Origin of the sequence: Pseudomonas soli (assembly GCF_021283165.2) — a bacterium.
GTDB classification, from domain to species: domain Bacteria; phylum Pseudomonadota; class Gammaproteobacteria; order Pseudomonadales; family Pseudomonadaceae; genus Aquipseudomonas; species Aquipseudomonas soli.
Genome location: NZ_CP128543.1, coordinates 748,518 through 772,465, shown reverse-complemented (window position 1 = coordinate 772,465; position 23,948 = coordinate 748,518). Strand labels below are relative to the sequence as shown.

Genomic DNA, 23,948 nt, shown 5'->3' with positions numbered 1-23,948 from the left:
TCGCTATGAAACGGATTCTTCTGGGTACTCTGTTCGCCGCTGTCTCGATCAACGCCATGGCTGAAGCGCCAGGCGGCCCGAACTGCGGCTGGGGCAACCTGCTGTTCGAGGGCCAGCGCGGCACGCCGGCCCACTTCCTGGCCTCCACCACCAACGGCACTTCCGGCAACGCAACATTCGGCATGACCTCGGGCACCAATGGCTGCTCGACCAAGGCCGCACTCACCTATGGCGGCAAATCCTGGTTCGCCATGAACGGCATGATGAACGAGCTCTCCGAAGACATGGCCCAGGGCCAGGGCGAAGCTCTGACCACCTATGCCGTGGTCCTAGGTGTAGCCCCTGAAGACCGCGCGCATTTCGCCGCTGTCACCCACGAGCACTTCCAGCAGATCTTCAGCAGCGCCGACGTGACTGCCGAGACTGTCCATTCCAACACCCTGGCGGTGCTCAAGAGCGACCCGCAGTTGGCCAAGTACGCCACCGAGGCTTGAGTACCACGCCTCCCGCCCCGGCAGCGGGGCGGGTTTGGCGCTTTACCTTTCGGCATCATCAGGATGTAGTTGCCCGACATGCTCAAACGCCTCGCTTCCCTGGCGCTGATCGTCAGCGCACCGCTTCATGCCGCCCCACAGCTTGACCTGGCCCGCGTCCAGCAGTTGGCGGCCACGCCCTACTGGATCGCCCTCGGCCATTACGAGACTGCCAAGCTTGGCGGTTGGCGCAGCTATGTGGACGACCCGCGCTTCTTTCTCGCCGAGGATGGCGCGCATCACCCGGACCAGGAGCTGCAGGCAACGGTCGCCGCGCTCTATGCCCCGGCCAGCCTGGGTGACAAGCATGCCCAGTGCGTGTTCCCGGCACGGACCCGCTGGCTGCGCGAACAGCTGGCCCTCACCGACCTGCCGAGCCCGGCCTGCCAGGAATTCGATACCTGGTACAAGTCGATCGACCCGCACAGCGCGGCGCTGATCTTCCCGGCTGCCTACCTCAACAGCCCGTCGTCGATGTTCGGCCATACGCTGCTGCGCATCGACCAGTCCAATACCCGGCGTGACGACACCACGCTGCTGAGCTACGCGATCAATTTCGGCGCCTACATCGAGGGCAGCGACAACAGCATCCTCTATGCCTGGAAAGGCCTGATGGGCGGCTATCCCGGGCTGTTCGCGATGATGCCCTACCAGGAAAAGCTGTCCGAGTACCGCAGCCTGGAAAACCGTGACCTGTGGGAGTATCAACTGGACCTGACCCCAGAAGAGACCGGGCGCATGGTCGAGCACGTGTGGGAACTCAAGCAGATCAAGTTCGACTATTTCTTCTTCGACGAAAATTGCTCCTATCGCCTGCTGGAGCTGTTGCAGGTGGCACGCCCCAGCCTGGACCTGACCTCGCAGTTCCCGCTGACCGCCATCCCGACCGACACCGTGAAGGCGGTGAAACAGTCCGGGCTGGTGGCGGACGTGCGCTACCGCCCGTCCCGCGAGCGTGAACTGCTGGCCCGTGCCGAGCCGCTGGACCACGAGGAAAAGCAGCAGGTGCTGGCCATCAGCGCCGACACCGCGCAGCTGCAGAGCCCCTCCTTCACCGCCCTGCCCCGCGACCGCCAGGCGCTGGTACAGGACGCCGCCTACCGGTTGGAGCGCTACCGCGCCAACGGCCAGGAACGCGACCCGGCCCAGGCCGGCCGCAGCTATGAACTGCTCAGGGCGATCAACCGCAACCCGCCGCCGCCATTGCAGATCGAGCGGCCCGGCCTGCCGGAGGACGGCCACCAGTCGCGAACCTGGCAACTGGGGGTGGGTACCCGTGAGGACCGCGCCTACGCCGAGTATGGCCTGCGCATGGCTTACCACGACCTCAACGACAACATGGACAGTTTCCCCCTCGGCGCGCAGATCGAGATCCTGCAGCTCAAGCTGCGTCAGTACGAGGGCAACGACTGGCAGGTACAACGCCTGGACCTGGCCACCATCCGCTCGCTGACACCGCGCAACGAACTGCTCAAGCCATGGTCGTGGCAGGTCGCGGGCGGTCTGGAGCGCGTGCCGGGCAAGCATGACGACGAGGTGCTGGTCAGCCATGTCAACGGCGGCGCCGGCGGTACCTGGCAACTGGGTGACGACTTGCTGGGCTTTGCCCTGGGCACGGTGCGGGTCGAGCATCACAACGATTTCGCTGAGTTAATCTCGCCCGCCGCCGGGTTCAACGGCGGGCTGCTGTGGCGCAACCCGCTGGGCAACCTGACGCTTGAGGCAAAGGGTGATTTTTTCACCAACGGCGAAGTACGGCGTAGCGTGAGCCTTAACCAGCAATGGGAGATCAGCCGCGACCTGGGCTTGCGATTGAGTGCTTCACGCCAATTCAGCCACCTGGCCACGGCGCAGAACGAGGTGATGCTGGAGTTGAAGTGGTATCAGTACTGAGCACCTGGGCCGCTTTGCGGTCCCAGTCCCGATGCAATCCTTCGACAGCGTTTTGACATCGCGCCAACAATTCCCGACCTAGACTTTGCGGTATCAATCCGAGGGTCCTGTGGTCATGTCGCGGTACTGGTTAGCCTTGTTTCTCTTGCTGCTGGCGGGTTGCGAAACCACCCATGAACAAATGGTCAACCAGGGCTACCCGCCCGCCTATGCCGACGGCTTCCAGGACGGCTGCAGCAGCGGTCGCCAGGCCGCCGGGCTGATGGCCGGCGACTTCCGCAAGGATGTCCCGCGCTACCTGAATAACCGCCAGTACGAAAGCGGCTGGGACGATGGCTTTCGCCAGTGCCACGCCATGCAGTCCAACGAAGACCTGCGCGAGTATCGCGAACGCTATTGGGACGAGCGTGACCGCGACTGGCAGAAGGAGAAAGACCAAGGTGCGGCCCGTGCATACCGCCGCAACTGACGTCGTAAATGGACAACTGTTGAAACCCGCAGCCTGCCACCATGGTCTCCAGCACAAGGAGGCCAACCATGAGCCGAGCATTCGTCAATGAAGACCAGGCCGCCGCCCAGGCCAGCCAGCCGGTCGAGCGCCTGGTCAGCGACCAGCCCAATTACGTCACCGCCAACGGCCTGGCACAGTTGCAGCAGCGAGTGGCCGCGCTCAATGCATTGCGCGCCGCGCTGCAGGCCGAAGGCGATGCCGACAAGCAGCGGCTGGCCGATACCGAGCGTGACCTGCGCTACTTCACTGCTCGGGTGCAGAGCGCGCAGGTGGTACCTGCTGTAACGTCCACGGAGAAGGTGCAGATCGGCAGCCTGGTGCGGTTCGTCGATGAACATGACCAGGAGCATCAGGTGCAACTGGTGGGCGAGGATCAGGCCGATGCCGCCCAAGGATTGGTCAACTGGGGCTCGCCGCTGGGGCAGGCGCTTCTGGGCGCCGGGCCTGGGGATGAAGTGTTGTGGCGACGGCCGGCGGGGGACCAGATGATCGAGGTACTGGCCATTCTGGGTGAGTGCTGAAATCATCGCGGGCGCTTCGCGCCCCTTTCGGCGCGAAGCGGCCGCAAGTTATCGAATCAGACCACGCCCTGGGCCAGCATCGCGTCAGCCACCTTCACAAAGCCGGCGATATTGGCGCCCTTGACGTAGTTGATGCTGCCATCGGCCTCCTCGCCGTAGTGCACGCAGGCATGGTGGATCGACTGCATGATGTGGTGCAGCTTGCTGTCCACCTCCCCGGCCGTCCACAGCAGGCGCATGGCGTTCTGCGACATCTCCAGGCCCGACACGGCCACGCCACCGGCATTGGATGCCTTGCCAGGCGCGTAGAGGATGCCGGCCTCGATGAAGATATCCACAGCCTCCAGGGTGGTCGGCATGTTGGCCCCTTCGGCAACGCAGATACAGCCATTGCGCAGCAGGGTACGGGCGTCTTCGGCGCCCAGTTCGTTCTGCGTCGCGCACGGCAGCGCGATATCGCATGCCAGGCTCCAGGGCGTCTGGCCTTTGCGGAACTCCAGGCCGAACTGCTCGGCCAGCTCGCTGATGCGACCGCGCTTGACGTTCTTCAGCTCCATCACCGCGTCCCACTGGGCATCGGTAAGGCCGGCTTCGGCATACAAGGTGCCTTCGGAGTCGGACAGCGAGATCACCTTGCCGCCCAGGTCCATGACCTTGCGCGCCGCGTACTGGGCAACGTTGCCGGAACCGGAGATCGCCACGCGGCGACCGTCGATGCGCTGGTCGCGGCGCTTGAGCATCTCTTCGGCGAAGTACACGCAGCCGTAGCCGGTGGCCTCCGGGCGGATCAGGCTGCCGCCATAGGTCATGCCCTTGCCGGTCAGCACCGAAGTGAACTGGTTGGCCAGGCGCTTGTACTGGCCGAACAGGAAGCCGATCTCGCGGGCACCGACGCCGATGTCACCCGCAGGCACGTCGAGGTCGGCGCCAATGTGGCGGTACAGCTCGCTCATGAACGCCTGGCAGAAGCGCATCACTTCGGCGTCGCTCTTGCCCTTCGGGTCGAAGTCCGAGCCGCCTTTGCCGCCGCCCATTGGCAGCGAGGTCAGCGAGTTCTTGAACACCTGCTCGAAGGCCAGGAACTTGAGTACGCCCAGGTTGACCGACGGGTGGAAGCGCAGGCCGCCCTTGTACGGGCCGATGGCGCTGCTCATCTGGATGCGGTAGCCGCGGTTGACCTGGACCTTGCCCTGGTCGTCGACCCACGACACACGGAACAGCACGGCACGCTCGGGTTCGACCATGCGTTCGAGAATGCCTGCCTGCAGGTAGTGAGGGTTGGCTTCGAGGAAAGGCCACAGGCTGCGCAGCACCTCCTCCACGGCCTGGTGGAATTCGGGCTGGGCCGGATCGCGTTGTTGCAGTCGGGCCAGGAAATCGTCGACAGATTCGATCATGGTAGACATCTCACCAAGAGAGGGATTGTTTTTGGTTTTTTCGGGAATGTACCAAGAACCAATCGCACTGGAACAGGGCGAAATGTCGTTTTTATGAAATTAATTGGTGCGTTTTCTATAACTGTATACAAGTTTCTCGCTGTACTCGTGAGAGTGCACTTTCTCCCTGCTCTCCCTTAACGCAGCAATCGCGGGGCAAGCCCGCTCCCACGCAGCCCTTCTCATCCCTGAAAGCCAGGCACAAAAATGGGGCCCCTGAGGGCCCCATCGTTGTGCAGCAAAAACCGGCTTACTGGGCCAGTTTCTTGTGACGCACACGGTGCGGCTGGGCAGCGGCGTCGCCCAGGCGCTTCTTGCGATCGGCTTCGTACTCGGTGTAGTTGCCTTCGAAGAACACCACGCTGGAATCGTCTTCGTACGCCAGGATGTGAGTGGCCACACGGTCCAGGAACCAACGGTCGTGGGAAATCACGATGGCGGCGCCCGGGAAGTCCAGCAGGGCTTCCTCGAGCGAACGCAGGGTTTCGACGTCGAGGTCGTTGGACGGTTCGTCGAGCAGCAGGACGTTGCCGCCCTCCTTCAGGGTCAGGGCCAGGTGCAGGCGGCCACGCTCACCACCGGAGAGGTCCTTGACGAACTTCTGCTGGTCGCCGCCCTTGAAGTTGAAGCGGCCGACGTAGGTGCGCGACGGGATCTCGTAGCTGCCGATGCGGATCTGGTCGGAGCCGTCGGAGATCTGCTGGAACACGGTCTTGCTGCCGTCCAGGTCTTCGCGGCTCTGGTCGACGCAGGCCAGCTGCACGGTTTCACCGATCTCGATGCTGCCCGAGTCCGGCTGCTCCTTGCCCATCAGCATGCGGAACAGGGTCGATTTACCGGCACCGTTACCACCGATCACGCCGACGATGGCGCCCTTAGGCATGGCGAACGACAGGTTGTCGATCAGCACGCGATCGCCATAGCCCTTGGTGACGTTCTTGAACTCGATGACCTTGTCGCCCAGGCGCGGACCGGCCGGGATGTAGATCTCGTTGGTCTCGCTGCGCTTCTGGAATTCCTGCGACTGCATCTCTTCGAAGCGCTGCAGACGGGCCTTGGACTTGGACTGGCGGGCCTTGGCGCCTTTGCGCACCCACTCCAGTTCCTCTTTCATGGCCTTCTCGTGGGCGCTCTGCTGCTTGGATTCCTGCGCCAGACGGTCCGACTTGGCTTCCAGCCAGCCCGAATAGTTGCCTTCGTACGGGATGCCGGCGCCGCGGTCCAGTTCGAGGATCCAGCCGGCGACGTTGTCGAGGAAGTAACGGTCGTGGGTGATTGCCACCACGGTACCGGGGAAGTCGTGCAGGAAGCGCTCCAGCCAGGCTACCGAGTCGGCGTCCAGGTGGTTGGTCGGTTCGTCGAGCAGCAGCATGTCCGGGGCCGACAGCAGCAGGCGGCACAGGGCCACGCGGCGCTTCTCGCCACCGGACAGGTGCTCGATCTTCGCCTCCCAGGCCGGCAGGCGCAGGGCATCGGCGGCGACGTCCAGCTGGCGCTCGAGGTTGTGACCGTCGGCGGCCTGCAGGATGGCCTCGAGCTTGGCCTGTTCGGCGGCCAGCTTGTCGAAGTCGGCATCCGGGTCGGCGTAAGCGGCGTAGACCTCGTCCAGGCGGGCCTGGGCGTCCTTGATCACGCTGACCGCTTCCTCGACCACTTCACGCACGGTTTTGCTCGGGTCCAACTGCGGCTCCTGGGGCAGGTAGCCGACGTTGATGTCGGGCATCGGACGGGCTTCGCCGTCGAATTCCTTGTCGACGCCCGCCATGATCCGCAGCAGGGTCGATTTACCAGCGCCGTTCAGGCCCAGCACGCCGATCTTGGCTCCCGGGAAGAACGACAGGGAAATATTCTTGAGAATTTCCCGCTTCGGCGGCACGACCTTGCTCAGCCGATGCATGGTGTAGACGTATTGAGCCAAAACCAAGCCCTCTATCAGATAGGTAAATACACGCGCCCCGGCATTGGCCAGGGGATGTGATTACGGGGTCATTGAATAAAGTGGGCCATTCTACGCCAAGTCGCGGCGTTGCACAGATGGGGTAGATGGCGGGGCCGCCCGGCGGCCTTCGCGGGGCAAGCCCGCGCCCACGCCGGCACGGGTGGGGCGGGCTTGGCGCAGGCTCAGACGTGCGACTGCCTGGCCTTGCCACGCGGCAGGCGGCAACGGTCCGATTGCTCGGCCAGGCGCGCGGCCCAGGCGGACTTGACGCTGAAGCCGCCACTGCGGGCAGGTTTGCCAGCCGGCTTGCCCACGGCCTTGGCAGGCGCGGGTGTGGGCTTGGCGGTGGTTTGTGCGGCAACCTGGGCGACCGGCTCGGCGGCAGCCTTGGCCGACTTGCGCAGCTCGGCCAGCGACGGCGTCTTGTTGGCACTGGCGGCAGCCGCGTCCGGCTTGGCCAGCGAGCGCTGGCAGGTCTTGCAGGATACGTCCTCGGCCACGGCAGTGCTGACCAGCGTCTGACTGCTACGCCCGCAGGCGGAATCGAGGCCATTGGTGGAATAGTGGGTAACCAAAACCGTACATCTCCGATGCGTTGACTATGAAGCGGGCGGCATTCTCGCACAGGTTGCAGGGACTTGCAGAACCGGCATGACCAACTGCCGGCCGGCATCGGACATGCGGACTGGCACTTTGCCATATTTGAAGGCATGCTAGTCGGCTTCCCGCGTGCGTCTTATAGTGCGCCCAGCAACCACGGCACGGGCCGTGCATGCAGCGACAACGCAACCCCTGCCATCGTCAGCCCAATCGCAGGACCCAACGCTTGACCAATCTCACGCAACCGTCATCCCTGCGTCCTGCCGATTCCACGGCCGGCACGCACCTGCGTGGCTCGCTCAAGGGGGCGCTGGCCCTGCTCGCCCTGGTTCTGCTGGGGCTGCTGCTGTGGCAACTTTTCTCCCAGTACCGCCATACCCAGGCCGACCTGCGCCAGCAGAGCCTGGCCACCAGTGCCGAACTGGCCGACCATCTGAGCCTGAACATGGCGCTGAAGGCCCAGCAATCACTGAACCTGGTCCAGCCCTACGTCAAACCTCCGGCGCCTGTCGCCCTGCCCAGCCTGCTCGCCACCTTGCAGGCCCGCCTGCCGGCCCTGCGCGACCTGGCCTGGCTTGACGCCACCGGGCAGGTGCGCAGCGACACCCTCGCTGGCTCACCCGACCGTCAGCTGATTGACGACCTGCTGCAACTGAATCAGGGCAGGGCATTTTTCTATGGCAACGATGCCGACAATCAGCGGCTCTACCTGCTGCTGCGCCAGCCGACCGAGCAAGACCGCGGCTACTGGCTGCTGCGCCTGAGCCGCGACTACTACCAGGAGCTGACCCGTCACCTTGACGGCCCCACCCATCCCCTGTGGCTGCTGGAAAACAGCCGCAGCGGCGAGGTCATCGAGCGCCACGGGCACCGGCAGACCAGCGAAGAGCCTCTGCAAAGCGTGATGCTTGCCTTCATCGACAACAGCACCTGGCAACTGCGTGGCCTGTTCGATGCCGGCCTGGCCCGCGACAGGTTGCTGCCGGCGCTGCTCGGCAAATGCGTGCTGGTGCTGTTCTGCGCGCTGCTGCCGGTGCTGGCGCTGATCAACATGCGCCGTCGCCAACGCGCCTTGCAGGAAGACCGTCGGCGCTACCAGGAAATCTTCGAGGGCACCGGCGTGGCCCTGTGCGTGCTCGATCTCTCCAGCCTGCCGGGGCAGCTCGACCGCTACCACCTGCGCAACCGCGCCGCGCTCAAGCAAAGCCTGGCCCTGGACACCAAGCTGCGCCGCACCTTGCTTGCGGAACTGAAGATCACCGAGATCAACCAGGTGGCCCGCCAACTGCTCAACGTCGACTCCCACGCTGGCGCCTGGCAGCGCCTGATAGATGGCAGCGGGGACAGCCGCGACAGTATCGGCATGCAGTTGATCGACGCGCTGATCGAAGAGCGCCAGCAACTCGAACTGGAGGTCCGCCTACCCGCCCCGCTCGGTGGTGAACTGCACCTGTGGCTGATGGCCCGACTGCCGCAGCAGCGCCGTGACTACCAGGCGGTAATCCTGAGCATCAGCGACATCACCAGCCGCAAGCAGGTGGAGCTGTCGCTGCTCGAACGCGAGGGCTTCTGGTCGGACGTGGTGCGTACCGTGCCCGACCAGCTCTACGTGCAGGACGTTGACAGCCAGCGGATGATCTTCAGCAACCGCCACCTCGGCCAGACCCTCGGTTACGACCGCGCGGAGCTGGCACAGATGGGTGACCGCTTCTGGGAGATGCTCCTGCATCCCGGCGATGCCGAGCACTACCGCGCCCTGCGCCAGCAGCAGCGCGACACCGGCTATGGCCAGTCGCTGCACTGCCAGTTGCGCTTCCGCCATCGCGACGGTGGCTGGCGGTGCTACGACATCCGCGAGCAGGTGCTGACCCGCGACAGCGAAGGCCTGGTCACACGTATCATCGGCGTGGGCAAGGATGTCACCGTGCAGATCGAAGCCAGCGAATCGCTGCGCGACAGCGAACAGCGCTACCGCATGCTCGCCGAGAGCATCAGCGACGTGATCTTCTCCACCGACAGCCAGCTGCAGCTCAACTATGTCAGCCCCTCGGTGCAGGCGGTGCTGGGCTACCAGGCCGACTGGATCTTTGCCAACGGCTGGCAGTCGATCATTGCCAACCCGGCCCAGCTCAGCGGTGTCTACAACCTGCTCGAGCGCGTCAGCCAGGTGCTGGACGACAGCACGCAACTGGCCCAGTTGCGCAGTACCCTGCCTACGCAGTTGTTCCTGTTCGACTGCCTGCGCGCCGACGGCCGCAAGATCCCCATCGAGCTGCGCCTGGTGCTGGTGTGGGACGAACACGAGCGCTTCGAGGGGGTGCTCGGCGTGGGCCGCGACATCAGCCAGCAACGCCGGGCCGAAAAAGACCTGCGCATGGCCGCGACCGTGTTCGAGCACTCCACCTCGGCGATCCTCATTACCGACCCGGCCGGCTATATCGTCCAGGCCAACGAAGCATTCACCCGCGTCAGCGGCTATGCCGTGGCCGAGGTGCTCGACCAGCTCCCCGGCATGCTCACCGTCGAGCAGCAACAGAACGCCCAGCAAGGCTACGTGCTCAAGCAACTGAGCCAGCGCGGCAGCTGGGAAGGCGAGGTCTGGCTGAAACGGCGCAACGGCGAGCACTACCCGGCGTGGGTAGGCATCACCGCGGTGCTCGACGATGAAGGCGACCTGGCCAGCTATGTGTGCTTCTTCACCGACATCAGCGAACGCAAGGCCAGCGAGCAGCGCATCCACCGCCTGGCCTACTACGATGCCCTCACTCACCTGCCCAACCGCACGTTGTTCCAGGACCGCCTGTACACCGCCCTGCAACAGGCCGAGCGCCAGAAGGCCTGGGTGGTGCTGATGTTCCTCGACCTCGACCGCTTCAAGCCGATCAACGACTCCCTTGGCCATGCGGCGGGCGATCGCATGCTCAAGGACATGGCCGAGCGCCTGCTGGCCTGCGTCGACGACGACGACACCGTGGCGCGCATGGGCGGCGACGAGTTCACCCTGCTGCTGCAGCCCAAGGCCAGCCGCGAGCAGGCCCTCAACCGCGCCATCCATGTTGCCGAGCACATCCTCGACGGGCTGGTCACCCCGTTCGTGCTGGAAAACCGCGAGTTCTTCGTCACCGCCAGTATCGGCATCGCCCTGAGCCCACAGGACGGCAGCGAGCTCAGCCAGTTGATGAAGAACGCCGACACGGCGATGTACCACGCCAAGGAACGCGGCAAGAACAACTTCCAGTTCTACCAAGCGGACATGAACGCCAGCGCCTTGGAGCGTCTGGAACTGGAAAGCGACCTGCGCCATGCACTAGAGCAGAACGAGTTCATCCTCTATTACCAGCCACAGTTCAGCGGCGACGGCAAGCGCCTGACCGGCGCCGAGGCGCTGTTGCGCTGGCGCCACCCGACACGCGGCCTGGTGCCGCCGGGCGACTTCATCCCGGTGATCGAGGAGCTGGGCCTGGTGGTCGACGTTGGCGACTGGGTACTGCGCGAATCCTGCCGTCAGCTCAAGGCCTGGCACCAGCAGAAAGTGCGTGTGCCCAAGGTGTCGGTGAACATCTCCGCCCGGCAGTTCTCCGACGGCCAGCTGGGCACGCGCATCGCAACTATCCTCGACGAAACGGGGCTGCCGCCGGCGTGCCTGGAGCTGGAGCTGACCGAAAGCATCCTGATGCGCGAGGTCAACGAGGCCATGCAGATCCTCGACAGCCTGAAGAACCTGGGCCTGAGCATCGCGGTCGACGACTTCGGCACCGGCTACTCGTCGCTCAACTACCTCAAGCAGTTCCCCATCGACGTGCTGAAGATCGACCGCACCTTCGTCGATGGTCTGCCCGAAGGCGAACAGGACGCACAGATCGCCCGGGCGATCATCGCCATGGCCCACAGCCTCAACCTGGCGGTGATCGCCGAGGGCGTGGAAACTCATGAGCAGTTGGAGTTCCTGCGCGAACACGGCTGTGACGAGGTGCAGGGCTACCTGTTCGGCCGACCGATGCCCGCCAACCAGTTCGAGGCCCAGTTCAGCAACGAGACGTTGTTCATGTTCCAGTAGGCGCTGCGCGGGGTCTTCGCGCCCACCAGACCTCATGCAACCTGGAAAAAACCGGACCTCAAAGTCAACTCCAGCCCAGTCGCCACGCGGCCTGCAACATGAAGCCCATTGGTCCGCGACTTGATGCCACTTCATATGCCAGCGGCGAATCAATCGGTTAGAATGCTCCCCCAATTCTGCCCGATCCTTGAGGACCGCCATGTTCAGCCGTGATTTGACCATTGCCAAGTACGACGCCGAGCTCTTCGAAGCCATGCAGCAAGAAGCTCTGCGCCAGGAAGAGCATATCGAGCTGATCGCTTCGGAAAACTACACCAGCCCGGCGGTCATGGAGGCCCAGGGTTCGGTTCTGACCAACAAGTACGCCGAAGGCTACCCAGGCAAGCGCTACTACGGTGGTTGCGAGTACGTCGACGTCGTCGAGCAGCTGGCCATCGACCGCGCCAAGGAGCTGTTCGGCGCCGACTACGCCAACGTCCAGCCGCATGCCGGTTCCCAGGCCAACGCCGCTGTCTACTTGGCCCTGCTGTCGGCCGGTGACACCATCCTGGGCATGAGCCTGGCCCACGGCGGCCACCTGACCCACGGTGCCAGCGTTTCCTCCTCGGGCAAGCTGTACAACGCCATCCAGTACGGCATCGACGCCAACGGCCTGATCGACTACGACGAAGTCGAGCGCCTGGCTGTCGAGCACAAGCCGAGGATGATCGTTGCCGGCTTCTCCGCCTACTCGCAAGTGCTGGATTTCCCACGCTTCCGCGAAATCGCCGACAAGGTCGGTGCCTACCTGTTCGTCGACATGGCTCACGTCGCCGGCCTGGTCGCCGCTGGTGTGTACCCGAACCCTGTGCCGTTCGCCGATGTGGTCACCACCACCACCCACAAGACCCTGCGCGGTCCACGTGGCGGCCTGATCCTGGCCCGTGCCAACGCCGACATCGAGAAGAAGCTGAACTCCGCCGTCTTCCCGGGCGCCCAGGGCGGCCCGCTGGAGCACGTCATCGCTGCCAAGGCGATCTGCTTCAAGGAAGCCCTGCAGCCTGAGTTCAAGGCCTACCAGCAGCAGGTCGTGAAAAACGCCCAGGCCATGGCCAGCGTATTCATCGAGCGTGGCTTCAACGTCGTCTCCGGCGGCACCGAGAACCACCTGTTCCTGCTGTCGCTGATCAAGCAGGAAATCTCCGGTAAGGACGCCGACGCCGCTCTGGGCAAGGCCTTCATCACCGTCAACAAGAACTCGGTACCGAACGACCCACGTTCGCCGTTCGTCACTTCGGGCCTGCGTTTCGGCACCCCAGCCGTTACCACCCGTGGCTTCAAGGAAGCCGAGTGCCGTGAACTGGCCGGCTGGATCTGCGACATCCTGGCCGACCTGAACAACGAAGCGGTGATCGACGCCGTACGTGAGAAGGTCAAGGCCATCTGCAAGAAGCTGCCGGTGTACGGCAACTGATTGGCAGACGCCTGAAATGAAGAAGCCCGGCCTTGTGCCGGGCTTTTTCATGTTTGTACTTCATCGGGCTGGCGCGACATCCGGTACGAGACGTATTTCCACGCGCTGCCCCAAGGCCCTGGCAGCGCTAGCCAACGTTGCCAAGGTCATGCCAGCGTCTGTCTGATCCAAGGCTCGATCGACCGCCGCCCGACTGGTGTGCATACGCTCGGCCAAAGCCTTCTTGCTGATCTTTTGCTGCTTCATCGCCTGCGTCAGTTGCCAGGCGATCACCCGTTTCAGCGCAGCCGCCGTGACCTCTTCGAGGATGCCCTCTTCGGCGAGAAAATCATCGAAGTTCGAACCGATATGCGGGTTCATGTAGTTGACCTCCGTAAGCTGGCCTTGCGTTGCCTGGCCAGGGCCAGATCTGCTGAAGGCGTTTTCTGGCTTTTCTTGATGAATCCATGGAGCATGAACATCACGCCATCCATGATCGTGAACAGTACACGGGCAACGACATGCCCCATGTCGATACGGATTTCCCAAAGCCCGTGCTCCAGCTTTCTGACCAAGGGCATGCCAAGTGGCCATCCCAACTGAACGGTCTTGATTTCCATGCCAATCAGATAGCGTTCTTCACGTGCCAAGCCCTTTAGCCACTCCCTCACGGGCTCATTACCCAACGCACTACAGAAGAACTGCACATTTATTTTTAGATCCGACGCGGCCAAGTGTACCAAAAAAAGTACCTCCTGCAAGCGGCCACCTCGACTGGCCTGATCGCTGAAACGAGGCCAAAAAAATGCCGCCTTACGGCGGCATCGAACAGTCGGCTGTATCCCAATCAGGCGTGGCTCAAAGCTTCGAAACCAGCCCGAATCCTTTCCTCCGGCAGCTCATCGGCGATGAACACCATCACGCTTTCCCGAAGCTCGCCTTCCTTCCACTCGGCGTCCCAGTCGAAGCCGTACAGCTTCAGCACTCCCTGGAACACCAAACGGCGATCTTCACCCGCGATATTCAACACGCCCTTGTAGCGCAACAGCTGTTTGCCGTGCTCCTCCAGCAGCTCGTTCATGAAGTCGCTGAGCCGATCGATATCCAACGGTGTTTCGGTGCACAGCACCAGCGTCGAAATGCGATCCGGGGTGGCGGGCTTGAGGACCGGGCGCAAGCTGGGCCCGGGGCTGATGCCAAGGTCCGGGTTGAGGTTGAACCCTCGCACATCGAGCAGCTCGGCCAGGTCGATGCGACCGTGCTCGACCACGCGAATCGTCGCCCGGCCATTGATGCACGCCAGGCGCTCGCGCAGGGCATCGACCACCTGCGGCTCGACCAGATCGGTCTTGCTCAGCAGCAGACGGTCGGCAAAGCCGACCTGGGCCTGGGCGATGGCCTGGGTCAGGTGCAGTTCGGCGTGGGCGGTGTCGACCAGGGTGATGATGCCATCGAGGATATAGCGCTCGCGCAGCTCTTCGTCGATGAAGAAGGTCTGTGCCACGGGTGCCGGGTCGGCGAGGCCCGTGCACTCGATCACCAGGCGATCAAAGGCGATCTCGCCGGCGTCCAGGCGTTCGAGCAGCAGGTACAGGGCACGGGTCAGGTCGCCATGGATGCTGCAGCACACACAGCCGTTGGCCAGGGTCATGACCTGCACTGGCTCATCGCCCAGCAGTTGGCTGTCGATGCCGGCCTCGCTGAACTCGTTCTCGATCACGGCGAGCCTCAGGCCGTGCTCGGCCTTGAGCATGTGCTTGAGCAGTGTGGTCTTGCCGGCACCGAGAAAGCCGGTCAGCACGGTAACGGGAATCGGCGTTTGCACGCGGTTGTCTCCTGCAGCTGAAAATGAAAGTGGGAGCCCGGTTGCCCGGGCTCCCACTGGTTCACGCGTGTCGCGGGTTCAACAGCACTTGGGCCCGGACTTGCCACCATAACGCGCTTCCTGGCGCTCGCGGAAGAACGCCTCGTAGCTCATCACCGGCTTGTCCGGGTGCTTGGTCTGCATGTGCTCGACATAGTTGTCGTAATCAGGCATGCCGACCATCAGGCGGGCTGCCTGCCCCAGGTACTTGCCCAGTCGACCCAGGTCGTTGAACATCGCGGCATTCCTCTCAAGCGTCAGGCAGGGCCTGGAACGGGGTTTCCTTGTCGGTCCGCTCCTTGCGGCCCCAGGCGGCATAGCCGACCTTGAGGGCGAAGAACAGGATGCTGAACACCACCACCAGGAACAGGATCGTCAGGCCAGCGTTGGTGTAGGCGTTGAAGATCACGTGCTGCATCTGACCGATATCCTTGGCAGGCGCCAGCACCTGGCCGGCGTCCAGCGCGGTGCTGTACTTCTTGGCCAGGGCCAGGAAGCCCACAGCTGGGTTCGGGTCGAACAGCTTGATCAGGCCCGCGGCGGTGGTGCAGATCAGCAGCCATACCGCAGGTACCAGGGTGACCCAGATATAGCGCTGACGCTTCATCTTGATCAGTACCACGGTACCGAGCATCAGGGCGATACCGGCCAGCATCTGGTTGGAGATACCGAACAGCGGCCACAAGGTGTTGATACCCCCCAGCGGATCGATCACGCCTTGATACAGCAGGTAACCCCACATGGCCACGCAACCGGCGGTCGCGAGCAGGTTGGCCCCCCACGACTCGGTGCGTTTGAGCGCCGGAACGAAGCTGCCCAGCAGGTCCTGCAGCATGAAGCGCCCGGCACGAGTACCGGCGTCCACTGCGGTGAGGATGAACAGTGCCTCGAACAGAATGGCGAAGTGGTACCAGAACGCCATGGTGTTCTCGCCCGGCAGCACCTGGTGCAGGATCTGCGCGATACCGACCGCCAGGGTCGGCGCGCCACCGGCACGGGCGAGGATGGTGTGCTCGCCGATGTCGCGGGCAGTGGCCTCCAACTGCTCGGGGGTAATCATGAAGCCCCAGCTGCTGACGGTCTGCGCCACCGAAGCGACGTCGGCGCCGACCACTGCGGCCGGGCTGTTCATGGCGAAGTACACGCCCGGCTCGATCACCGAGGCGGCAACCATGGCCATGATGGCGACGAACGACTCCATCAGCATGCCGCCGTAGCCGATGTAACGGGCGTTGGTTTCGTTGTCCAGCAGCTTCGGCGTGGTCCCCGAGGAGATCAGCGCGTGGAAGCCGGACACCGCGCCGCAGGCGATGGTGATGAACAGGAACGGGAACAGGGTGCCCTTCCACACCGGGCCGGTACCGTCGGTGAACTGGGTCAGCGCCGGCATCTTCAGCTCGGGCGCGATGATCAGGATACCGATGGCCAGGCCGACGATGGTGCCGATCTTGAGGAAGGTCGACAGGTAGTCGCGCGGCGCCAGTACCAGCCACACCGGCAGCACAGCGGCGACGAAACCGTAGCCCACGAGCATCCAGGTGATCTGCACGCCGGTGAAGGTGAACGCCGGGCCCCACACCGGATCCGCGGCGATCTGGCCCCCCAGCCAGATCGACAGCAGCAGCAGGACCACGCCGACAATGGAGATTTCACCGATGCGGCCCGGGCGGATGTAGCGCATGTAGATGCCCATGAACATCGCGATCGGGATGGTCGCGATCACCGTGAACATGCCCCACGGGCTCTCGGCCAGGGCCTTGACCACGATCAGCGCGAGCACCGCGAGGATGATGATCATGATCAGGAAGCAACCGAACAGGGCGATGGTGCCCGGTATGCGGCCCATCTCTTCCCGGACCATGTCGCCCAGCGAGCGGCCGTTGCGCCGTGTGGACAGGAACAGGACCATGAAGTCCTGTACCGCGCCGGCCAGCACCACGCCAGCGATCAGCCACAGCGTGCCGGGCAGGTAGCCCATCTGCGCCGCGAGCACCGGGCCCACGAGCGGGCCGGCGCCGGCGATGGCGGCGAAGTGGTGGCCGAAAAGGATGTGCTTGTTGGTCGGGACGTAGTCCAGGCCATCATTGTTGAGTACCGCCGGCGTGGCCCGGCGTGGGTCGAGCTGCATCACCTTGGTGGCGATGAACAGGCTGTAGTAACGGTAGGCAACCAGGTAGATGGCCACTGCCGCGACGACGATCCACAAGGCATTGATCGCCTCACCGCGACGCAGGGCGACGACGCCCAGCGCGCAGGCCCCTATGACTGCCAGCGCCAGCCACGGGATATGGCGTAGCAGGCTGTTATTGTTGTTCATGGCATGCTTCCAGCTTAAGTGGTTGGAATAGACAGCCCTCTGAGTCTAGGGCCTGCTCGCCTCCATTACCATATCCAGATGAGCGTCCTTGCTACCCCAGGGGCTCCGACCTAGAGCGTTGTTCCCGCAACTCACCTGGTAATTCTGCCAGTTGTCGGGCCACAGTCCAGAGTGCATTTTGAACAGGTCTTGAATACACAAGGATGTTCACAATGAAGACCAAGTACCTGCTTCACACCTCTTTCATCGGCCTGCTCGCCACTGCGGCGATACCTGCCCATGCCGCCCCCATCGAGCCAATGCATGGCGCCATGGAAGTACCCGTGGCGCGCCAACTGGCTTGCTTCAACGCACAAGACTACCACTGGCCAGAAGATGGCTCAGGTATCAAGAGTCCAGGCTGCAAAGCGGCGTACCAACACGTTTACCGCAAGTTCGACAACAACGCCCAACAGGCGACCTATCAGTTCATCCAATGGCACGAAGTGTCGAAGAACATCCCCGAGTACGACAAAATCGAAGAAGTCAAGAAGGCTATCCCCGACGGCCAGTTGTGCTCGGCGGGCAATGTCGTGGCAGCGGATTCACTAAGCAAGGTCAGGAACGCACTCCTCGAAATTTTGCGCAAGTTGAAATTGGATTCGAATTGGCTGTACCTCTTGGTCAACGACAAGAGCGGCCTGGACCAACCTGCCGAGTGGGCCACCCAGGAACTGCGCAAGGGGGCCGACAACAAAGTGCACATGCGCTACAAGATCGAGGCCGTGCATAACCCCAGTTACTGGGAAATCTATGTGTCCAAGCCTGGCTACAACCCCGCAGAGCGCGCGCTGAAGTGGGACGATCTGGAACTGGTGCAGGAAATCGGCGACGTGCCACCAGTAAATGGGTACTACGAGCTTGAGGTCGATCTCAAGAACCACATCGGCAAGCGTGTCATCTACAGCCGCTGGCAGCGCAAGGACCCGGCCGGCGAAGGCTTCTACAACTGCAGCGATGTGAACATCGTCGGCGGCAAATAGCCTCCGGTTAATCCTCCGAAAGGGACGGCCATGGCTGGGCTATAGTCAGAAGATCTGACGAGGATCCAGCCATGACTAGCTCCCACGACGAACGCCGCCGTTTCCAGCGCATCGCCTTCGATGCCCCTACCGAACTGCGCCAGGGCGAACGTCGCTGGCCGGTGAAGCTCCTCGACCTGTCGCTTAAGGGCTTGCTGGTAGAGCGCCCGGAACCCTGGGATGCGGACCCCACCCAGGACTTCGACGCAGTCATCCACCTCAACGACAAGAAAACCCAGGTCAGGATGCAGGTCGAACTGCGCCACGACGAGTCCACGCGCCTGGGCTTCATCTGCCTGCACATCGACATCGACTCGATGACCCATTTGCACCGTCTTGTGGAACTGAACCTGGCGGACAGCACCGAAATGATGCGCGAGCTGCGCGAACTCATCGAAGAATGATATCTCTTAGCCTGCTAACAATCTGGCTGTGACCGCTTTCTTGTCCAGCCAGACAGCTTTCCTGCCTTTCCCAGCCCCTTTGTACACACCCCTCTGGAACAGCCTCTCGCAGGTTGGAACGCAACGTGCATCCAGGTTTCAGGCACCCTGGATGCATCCTTTACGACGCTACGATCAAAACTTTGTATACAATTTTAGTGGCAATTATTTGCGCTAGTTGTCTACAGTAGCGGCACAACAATAAACAGAGAGCCTGCTCCAATGACCACGTCCCCCAGCACGTCTCCCGCCCCGCGCCCCGAGGACGAAAACCTCGGCCTCGGCGCCAACCTGGCCTACGGGCTGCAGCATGTCCTGACCATGTATGGAGGGATCGTCGCCGTACCCCTGATCCTCGGCCAGGCCGCCGGCCTGGCGCCGGCGGAGATCGGGCTGCTAATTGCTGCCTCGTTGTTCGCCGGTGGCCTGGCGACATTGCTGCAGACCCTTGGGCTGCCGTTCTTCGGCTGCCAGCTGCCATTGGTCCAGGGCGTGTCGTTCGCGGGCGTGGCGACCATGGGCGCGATTCTTGGCAGCCAGGGCGGCGGTGGCCTGCCGGCGGTGCTGGGCGCGGTAATGGCAGCTTCGTTGATCGGTTTCCTGATTACCCCGGTGTTCTCGCGCATCACCAAGTTCTTCCCGCCCCTGGTGACCGGCATCGTCATCACCACCATCGGCCTGACCCTGATGCCCGTCGCGGCCCGCTGGGTGATGGGCGGCAACAGCGCCTCGCCAGAGTTCGGCAGCATGGCCAACATCGGCCTGGCGGCGCTGACCTTCGCCATCGTCCTGCTGCTGAGCAAGCTCGGCAGCGCGAGCATTTCGCGCCTGTCGATCTTGCTGGCGATGGTCGCCGGCACATTGATCGCCTGGTCGCTGGGCATGGCCGATTTCAGCAAGGTCACCGAAGGCCCGATCTTCGCCTTCCCCACCCCGTTCCACTTCGGCATGCCGACCTTCCACATCGCCGCGATCCTGTCGATGTGCATCGTGATCATGGTGACCCTGGTGGAAACCTCGGCGGACATCCTGGCGGTCGGTGAAATCATCGACACCAAGGTCGACTCCAAGCGCCTGGGCAACGGCCTGCGCGCCGACATGGCATCGAGCATCCTGGCGCCGATCTTCGGCTCGTTCACCCAGAGCGCCTTCGCCCAGAACGTGGGCCTGGTGGCAGTCACCGGCGTGAAGAGCCGCTATGTGGTGGCCACCGGCGGCGTGATCCTGGTGGTGCTCGGCCTGCTGCCGATCATGGGCCGGGTGATTGCGGCAGTGCCTACCCCGGTACTCGGTGGCGCCGGTATCGTGCTGTTTGGCACCGTGGCCGCCAGCGGAATCCGTACCCTGTCGAAAGTCAGCTACAAGAACAACGTCAACCTGATCATCGTCGCCGCCTCGCTTGGCTTCGGCATGATCCCGATCGCGGCGCCGAACTTCTACCACAGCTTCCCCAGCTGGTTCGAAACCATCTTCCACTCCGGCATCAGCTCGGCGGCGATCATGGCAATTCTGCTGAACCTGATGTTCAACCACTTCACCACCGGCAACTCGGAAAACCAGTCGGTGTTCGCCGCGGCCTACGAGCGCACCATCCAGTACTCCGATATTTCGGCCCTGCGTGATGGCGACTACTTCAAGGACGGCAAGCTGTTCGACGCCGAGGGCAACGAGGTACCGGTGCTGGAACTGGACGAGCACGGCAACGAGACGCCCAGGCGCAAAGCGGTTGCCGAACACTGATCGCTGACCAGGACGATCACCGAGGGGAGCCGACGCGCATCGTCGGCTCTTTTTTTGTATGGGAAGATGCGTGGAATCCTATGATCGCTTTAGCCGTGAGCCACAAAGTACCGATTCAACACATTCAGATCACCGGCCTCCAGCCCCCCGCCATATAGCGCAGCTGCAACCAGGACCGTAAACCGTTGGTCATTCGGTTTCCTGCAGGCACGGCATCACATAGGCCAGGGCGTTGGCCAGATGCTTTTGCACCGAACTGTCGGAGATCCCCAGATCCCTGGCGACCTCGGCGTGGGTCATGCCTTCCAGGCGGTTGAGGCGGAAGATCTCCCGGGTGCGCTCGGGCAACTCGCCGAGGATCGCCTGCAACCGACGCAGGTGCTGCTCGCGCACGGCTCGCTCTCGAGCCCGGGGCCATCCTCGACGAGCGCCTCGAAAGCCTCGTGGGGCATCGTGTCGGTCTTGCGCCATTGCTGCTAACGCACGTGATCGATCTTCGGGTTGTGCACGGTGCGATAGAGGTACGCCTGGGCGTTGTCGATCGTCTCGGTACACTGCTGCTCGGCCATGCGCAGGAAACTGTCCTGCACCAGGTCAGCGGCCAGCAGTGAGTCGCGCACCTTGCGCGAGAGCAGGCCTTGAAGGTTTTTCGCGTGCTTGAGAAACAGCCGCTTGAGGTCTGACTCCGCCAGACGCACTCCATGAGGTGCTCGCAGGGTGGCGGCATGCTACTCGCTATTGAGAATCACTTATAAAAAAATTGACCTACTCGAACAATGCGTCCAGTGCCTGTTCCAGACGGGTCACGGCAATCACCTGCAACCCGGCGGGCGCCTCTTTCGGCGCGTTGCCCTTAGGCACGATGGCACGCTTGAAGCCATGTTTTGCCGCTTCCTTCAAACGCTCCTGGCCACTGGGTACCGGGCGTACCTCGCCCGACAGGCCGATTTCGCCGAACACCAGCAGGCCATGGGCCAGCGGACGATTGCGCAGGCTCGACATCACCGCAGCCAGCAACGCCAGGTCGGAGGCAGTCTCAAGCACCTTCACACCACCGACGACGTTGAGGAACACGTCCTGATCATGGGTGGGGATGCCGCCGTGTCGATGCAACACCGCCAACAGCATGGCCAGGCGGTTCTGGTCCAGGCCTAACGTCACCCGTCGCGGATTGGCCAGGTGGCTGTCGTCAACCAACGCCTGGACCTCCACCAGCATCGGCCGGGTGCCCTCCCAGGTGGCCATGACCACGCTGCCGGGCACCTCTTCCTGGGTGCGATTGAGGAAGATCGCCGACGGATTGGAGACTTCCTTGAGGCCGCGGTCGGTCATGCCGAACACACCCAGCTCGTTGACCGCGCCAAAGCGGTTCTTCACTGCGCGCAGCAGGCGCAGGCGGCCATCGGACTCACCCTCGAAATACAACACCGTGTCGACCATGTGCTCGAGCACCCGAGGACCTGCCAACGAGCCCTCCTTGGTGACGTGACCGACCAGGAAGATCGCCGTGCCGCTCTGCTTGGCATAGCGCACCAGCAATGCCGTGCTCTCGCGCACCTGGGCGACGCCGCCCGGCGCCGACTGCAGTTGTTCGGTGAAGATGGTCTGTATCGAGTCGATCACCATCACCCGCGGCTTTTCCTGGCGCGCGGTGGCAATGATGGTCTCGATGCAGGTTTCAGTCATGACCTTGAGCTGGTCCTGGGGCAGGCCCAGGCGCCGGGAGCGCATGGCTACCTGCTGCTGCGATTCCTCGCCGGTGACATACAGCGCCGGCATCTGCACGGCGATGTTGCACAGGGTCTGCAGAAGGATGGTCGATTTGCCGATACCCGGATCGCCCCCGATCAGTACCACCGAACCATCCACCAGGCCGCCGCCGAGTACACGGTCGAGTTCGGTGCTGCTGGTGGTGAAGCGCGGGATCTCCTCGACGCTCACTTCGGCCAGGGTCTTGATCTGCGCCTGCTGCCCGGTCCAGCCGGCGCGCCCGCTCGGTGCCGCGGCGCCGCCGCTTTCGATCATGCTCTCGACCAGGGTGTTCCAGGCCCCGCACTCGCCACACTGCCCGGCCCACTTGGGAAAGGTCGCGCCGCACTCGGTGCAGCCATACAAACGCTTGGCCTTGGCCATGGGCTGGGTCTCCTGGAAAAAACCGCCATGATAGCCGAACACGGACGTGCCCCGGAGGCCTCGGCGGACGACAAAACTATTCGCTCTATAAACAGTCTGTAGCTGCGAACGTCACGCATGAAGCGTTTTAGTGGCTTACACTGCGTTTACCTCTCCATTCGTAACAAAGGAATACAGCATGGGCATGCTCAGTGAATTCAAGGCCTTCGCGGTCAAGGGAAATGTCGTCGACATGGCGGTGGGTATCATCATCGGCGCGGCGTTCGGCAAGATCGTCTCTTCCTTTGTCGGTGACGTGATCATGCCCCCCATCGGCCTGCTGATCGGCGGTGTCGACTTCAGCGACCTGGCCATCACGCTCAAGGCTGCCGAAGGCGATGTGCCGGCCGTGATGCTGGCCTACGGCAAGTTCATCCAGACCGTGCTCGACTTCATCATCGTCGCCTTTGCCATCTTCATGGGCGTGAAGGTGATCAACCGCCTCAAGCGCGAAGAGGCCGTGGCACCGACCGCGCCGCCGGTGCCCAGCGCCGAGGAAGCCCTGCTGACCGAGATTCGCGACTTGCTCAAGGCGCAGAATCGCCAGCCCTGAAGCACAAAACGACTGGGGCCGCTTTGCAGCGGCCCCAGTGACGGCGATCCAAAAAGCGCCATTGTTCCTTACCAGTAATTCTCCACCGCCACCTGCCCCGGCCGCTTGCTCAGGCTCAGTTGCAAGTCCCGCGCCTTGAGCACCTTGCGCGTCTCGTCGATCATCTCCGGGTTGCCGCACAGCATGATCCGTGAATGCTCCGGCGACAGCGCCAGCCCCGCCGCCTTTTCCAGTTCACCGTTCTCGATCAACGTGGTAATCCGCGCATTCAACGCACCCGGATGCTGCTCTCGGGTAACCACCGGAATGAACTGCAGCTTGCCCGCGTACTCCGCCAGGTAGTCGCGCTGTTCCAACGCGGCGATTTCATCGACATACGCCAGCTCCTTCGCCTCGCGCACCGAGTACACCAGCTTGATATTGTCGAAGCGCTCCCAGGCCTCGAAGTCCTGCAGGATCGACATGAACGGTGCGATGCCGGTGCCGGTGGCCAGCAGCCACAAGTCACGGCCGCCGACGAAGCGGTCAAGGGTCAGGTAGCCGAAGGCCTGGCGGTCGATCAGCAGGGTGTCGCCTTCGCCAAGCCGGCTGAGCTCACTGGTGAACTCGCCCCCGGGCACCACGATGGAGAAGAAGTCGAGAAACTCGTCATGGGGCGCGCTGACCATGGAATAGGCACGCCAGACAACGCTGCCATCGGCCTTGTTCACGCCCAGCCGGGCGAACTGACCGGCACGAAAGCGAAAGCCTGCATCGCGGGTGACACGCAGGGAAAACAGGTTGGGAGTCAGAGGCTGGACGCCGAGCAGGGTCTGGCGGGTGAATTTGTCGGCGCTGGCGGTCATGACGGGCTCCACGAATCAAGAGCGCACAGTG

Annotated in this window: 22 protein-coding genes; 10 read left to right on the top strand and 12 right to left on the bottom strand. The window is 63.1% G+C overall.

Annotated elements, in window-relative coordinates:
- Positions 1-5 precede the first annotated feature (5 nt).
- The 4 genes from LU688_RS03430 (at position 6) to LU688_RS03415 (ending at position 3,458) form a co-directional block, all read left to right on the top strand.
- Positions 6-494: a DUF3015 domain-containing protein gene (locus LU688_RS03430; RefSeq protein ID WP_023630569.1), complete on the top strand. Its 489-nt coding sequence runs from the start codon at positions 6-8 to the stop codon at positions 492-494.
- A 78-nt stretch (positions 495-572) separates the two neighbouring features.
- Entirely contained in the window at positions 573-2,426 is a 1,854-nt protein-coding gene (locus tag LU688_RS03425) for an Lnb N-terminal periplasmic domain-containing protein (RefSeq protein ID WP_110604455.1), read from the top strand.
- A gap of 115 nt (positions 2,427-2,541) precedes the next feature.
- Positions 2,542-2,895 carry a hypothetical protein gene (locus tag LU688_RS03420; RefSeq protein WP_023631415.1) on the top strand — a complete coding sequence of 118 codons (354 nt, stop codon included), beginning with the start codon at positions 2,542-2,544 and terminating at the stop codon, positions 2,893-2,895.
- A gap of 68 nt (positions 2,896-2,963) precedes the next feature.
- Positions 2,964-3,458, top strand: coding sequence for a GreA/GreB family elongation factor (locus tag LU688_RS03415; protein ID WP_094010325.1), 495 nt, complete (start codon positions 2,964-2,966; stop codon positions 3,456-3,458).
- A gap of 56 nt (positions 3,459-3,514) precedes the next feature.
- On the opposite strand, the gene gdhA is transcribed toward LU688_RS03415, so the two are convergent.
- The 3 genes from gdhA to LU688_RS03400 form a co-directional block, all read right to left on the bottom strand.
- Complete coding sequence (gdhA, locus tag LU688_RS03410) at positions 3,515-4,855, bottom strand: NADP-specific glutamate dehydrogenase (protein WP_046857193.1); 1,341 nt, start codon at positions 4,853-4,855, stop codon at positions 3,515-3,517.
- A gap of 289 nt (positions 4,856-5,144) precedes the next feature.
- Positions 5,145-6,812 carry an energy-dependent translational throttle protein EttA gene (gene ettA / locus LU688_RS03405; protein WP_038707327.1) on the bottom strand — a complete coding sequence of 556 codons (1,668 nt, stop codon included), beginning with the start codon at positions 6,810-6,812 and terminating at the stop codon, positions 5,145-5,147.
- Between the two features lie 203 nt (positions 6,813-7,015).
- A complete protein-coding gene (locus tag LU688_RS03400; RefSeq protein WP_160290874.1) occupies positions 7,016-7,408 on the bottom strand; it encodes a hypothetical protein in 393 nt (130 codons plus the stop codon).
- Positions 7,409-7,659: 251 nt separating this feature from the next.
- On the opposite strand from LU688_RS03400, the gene LU688_RS03395 reads away from it, so the two are divergent.
- On the top strand, positions 7,660-11,490 hold the full coding sequence (locus tag LU688_RS03395) for a sensor domain-containing protein (protein ID WP_110604459.1): 3,831 nt from the start codon (positions 7,660-7,662) through the stop codon (positions 11,488-11,490).
- A gap of 199 nt (positions 11,491-11,689) precedes the next feature.
- Complete coding sequence (gene glyA, locus LU688_RS03390; RefSeq protein WP_160290875.1) at positions 11,690-12,943, top strand: serine hydroxymethyltransferase; 1,254 nt, start codon at positions 11,690-11,692, stop codon at positions 12,941-12,943.
- 60 nt (positions 12,944-13,003) lie between these two features.
- On the opposite strand, the gene LU688_RS03385 is transcribed toward glyA, so the two are convergent.
- The 5 genes from LU688_RS03385 to LU688_RS03365 form a co-directional block, all read right to left on the bottom strand.
- Complete coding sequence (locus LU688_RS03385; RefSeq protein WP_094010329.1) at positions 13,004-13,303, bottom strand: helix-turn-helix domain-containing protein; 300 nt, start codon at positions 13,301-13,303, stop codon at positions 13,004-13,006.
- Positions 13,300-13,683, bottom strand: coding sequence for a type II toxin-antitoxin system RelE/ParE family toxin (locus LU688_RS03380; protein ID WP_236661040.1), 384 nt, complete (start codon positions 13,681-13,683; stop codon positions 13,300-13,302). The genes LU688_RS03385 and LU688_RS03380 overlap by 4 nt, the downstream gene beginning before the upstream one ends.
- Before the next feature lie 86 nt (positions 13,684-13,769).
- Complete coding sequence (gene yjiA, locus LU688_RS03375; protein ID WP_104444526.1) at positions 13,770-14,747, bottom strand: GTPase; 978 nt, start codon at positions 14,745-14,747, stop codon at positions 13,770-13,772.
- Between the two features lie 78 nt (positions 14,748-14,825).
- On the bottom strand, positions 14,826-15,023 hold the full coding sequence (locus LU688_RS03370) for a YbdD/YjiX family protein (protein ID WP_008094130.1): 198 nt from the start codon (positions 15,021-15,023) through the stop codon (positions 14,826-14,828).
- 13 nt (positions 15,024-15,036) lie between these two features.
- The gene (locus LU688_RS03365) at positions 15,037-17,103 is read right to left on the bottom strand and encodes a carbon starvation CstA family protein (protein ID WP_038707324.1); all 2,067 of its coding nucleotides are present in this window, start codon (positions 17,101-17,103) and stop codon (positions 15,037-15,039) included.
- Between the two features lie 212 nt (positions 17,104-17,315).
- On the opposite strand from LU688_RS03365, the gene LU688_RS03360 reads away from it, so the two are divergent.
- The 3 genes from LU688_RS03360 to LU688_RS03350 all read left to right on the top strand — a co-directional run bounded on the left by LU688_RS03360 (position 17,316) and on the right by LU688_RS03350 (position 20,347).
- Positions 17,316-18,125, top strand: coding sequence for a lytic polysaccharide monooxygenase (locus tag LU688_RS03360; protein WP_160290876.1), 810 nt, complete (start codon positions 17,316-17,318; stop codon positions 18,123-18,125).
- Between the two features lie 71 nt (positions 18,126-18,196).
- Entirely contained in the window at positions 18,197-18,568 is a 372-nt protein-coding gene (locus tag LU688_RS03355; protein WP_094010332.1) for a PilZ domain-containing protein, read from the top strand.
- A gap of 261 nt (positions 18,569-18,829) precedes the next feature.
- A complete protein-coding gene (locus tag LU688_RS03350) occupies positions 18,830-20,347 on the top strand; it encodes a nucleobase:cation symporter-2 family protein (protein WP_023630301.1) in 1,518 nt (505 codons plus the stop codon).
- 189 nt (positions 20,348-20,536) lie between these two features.
- On the opposite strand, the gene LU688_RS03345 is transcribed toward LU688_RS03350, so the two are convergent.
- The 3 genes from LU688_RS03345 to radA form a co-directional block, all read right to left on the bottom strand.
- Positions 20,537-20,818, bottom strand: coding sequence for a sigma-70 family RNA polymerase sigma factor (locus tag LU688_RS03345; protein ID WP_232888034.1), 282 nt, complete (start codon positions 20,816-20,818; stop codon positions 20,537-20,539).
- Between the two features lie 5 nt (positions 20,819-20,823).
- Positions 20,824-21,045, bottom strand: coding sequence for an RNA polymerase sigma factor (locus tag LU688_RS03340; RefSeq protein WP_232888033.1), 222 nt, complete (start codon positions 21,043-21,045; stop codon positions 20,824-20,826).
- Positions 21,046-21,112: 67 nt separating this feature from the next.
- Entirely contained in the window at positions 21,113-22,480 is a 1,368-nt protein-coding gene (gene radA / locus LU688_RS03335; RefSeq protein WP_094010333.1) for a DNA repair protein RadA, read from the bottom strand.
- A gap of 178 nt (positions 22,481-22,658) precedes the next feature.
- On the opposite strand from radA, the gene mscL reads away from it, so the two are divergent.
- Complete coding sequence (gene mscL / locus LU688_RS03330; RefSeq protein ID WP_023630299.1) at positions 22,659-23,072, top strand: large-conductance mechanosensitive channel protein MscL; 414 nt, start codon at positions 22,659-22,661, stop codon at positions 23,070-23,072.
- Between the two features lie 68 nt (positions 23,073-23,140).
- Here mscL and LU688_RS03325 read toward each other — a convergent pair whose 3' ends face one another.
- On the bottom strand, positions 23,141-23,917 hold the full coding sequence (locus LU688_RS03325) for a ferredoxin--NADP reductase (RefSeq protein WP_094010334.1): 777 nt from the start codon (positions 23,915-23,917) through the stop codon (positions 23,141-23,143).
- Positions 23,918-23,948 lie beyond the last annotated feature (31 nt).

Coding starts and splice junctions, on each gene's coding strand:
- LU688_RS03425 (WP_110604455.1), top strand. CDS start 573: ATGCTCAAACGCCTCGCTTCCCTGGCGCTGATCGTCAGCGCACCGCTT.
- LU688_RS03385 (WP_094010329.1), bottom strand. CDS start 13,303: ATGAACCCGCATATCGGTTCGAACTTCGATGATTTTCTCGCCGAAGAG.
- LU688_RS03415 (WP_094010325.1), top strand. CDS start 2,964: ATGAGCCGAGCATTCGTCAATGAAGACCAGGCCGCCGCCCAGGCCAGC.
- LU688_RS03420 (WP_023631415.1), top strand. CDS start 2,542: ATGTCGCGGTACTGGTTAGCCTTGTTTCTCTTGCTGCTGGCGGGTTGC.
- LU688_RS03325 (WP_094010334.1), bottom strand. CDS start 23,917: ATGACCGCCAGCGCCGACAAATTCACCCGCCAGACCCTGCTCGGCGTC.
- gdhA (WP_046857193.1), bottom strand. CDS start 4,855: ATGATCGAATCTGTCGACGATTTCCTGGCCCGACTGCAACAACGCGAT.
- LU688_RS03430 (WP_023630569.1), top strand. CDS start 6: ATGAAACGGATTCTTCTGGGTACTCTGTTCGCCGCTGTCTCGATCAAC.
- glyA (WP_160290875.1), top strand. CDS start 11,690: ATGTTCAGCCGTGATTTGACCATTGCCAAGTACGACGCCGAGCTCTTC.
- LU688_RS03370 (WP_008094130.1), bottom strand. CDS start 15,023: ATGTTCAACGACCTGGGTCGACTGGGCAAGTACCTGGGGCAGGCAGCC.
- mscL (WP_023630299.1), top strand. CDS start 22,659: ATGGGCATGCTCAGTGAATTCAAGGCCTTCGCGGTCAAGGGAAATGTC.
- radA (WP_094010333.1), bottom strand. CDS start 22,480: ATGGCCAAGGCCAAGCGTTTGTATGGCTGCACCGAGTGCGGCGCGACC.
- LU688_RS03355 (WP_094010332.1), top strand. CDS start 18,197: ATGACTAGCTCCCACGACGAACGCCGCCGTTTCCAGCGCATCGCCTTC.
- LU688_RS03365 (WP_038707324.1), bottom strand. CDS start 17,103: ATGAACAACAATAACAGCCTGCTACGCCATATCCCGTGGCTGGCGCTG.
- LU688_RS03350 (WP_023630301.1), top strand. CDS start 18,830: ATGACCACGTCCCCCAGCACGTCTCCCGCCCCGCGCCCCGAGGACGAA.
- LU688_RS03360 (WP_160290876.1), top strand. CDS start 17,316: ATGAAGACCAAGTACCTGCTTCACACCTCTTTCATCGGCCTGCTCGCC.
- LU688_RS03345 (WP_232888034.1), bottom strand. CDS start 20,818: ATGGCGCAAGACCGACACGATGCCCCACGAGGCTTTCGAGGCGCTCGT.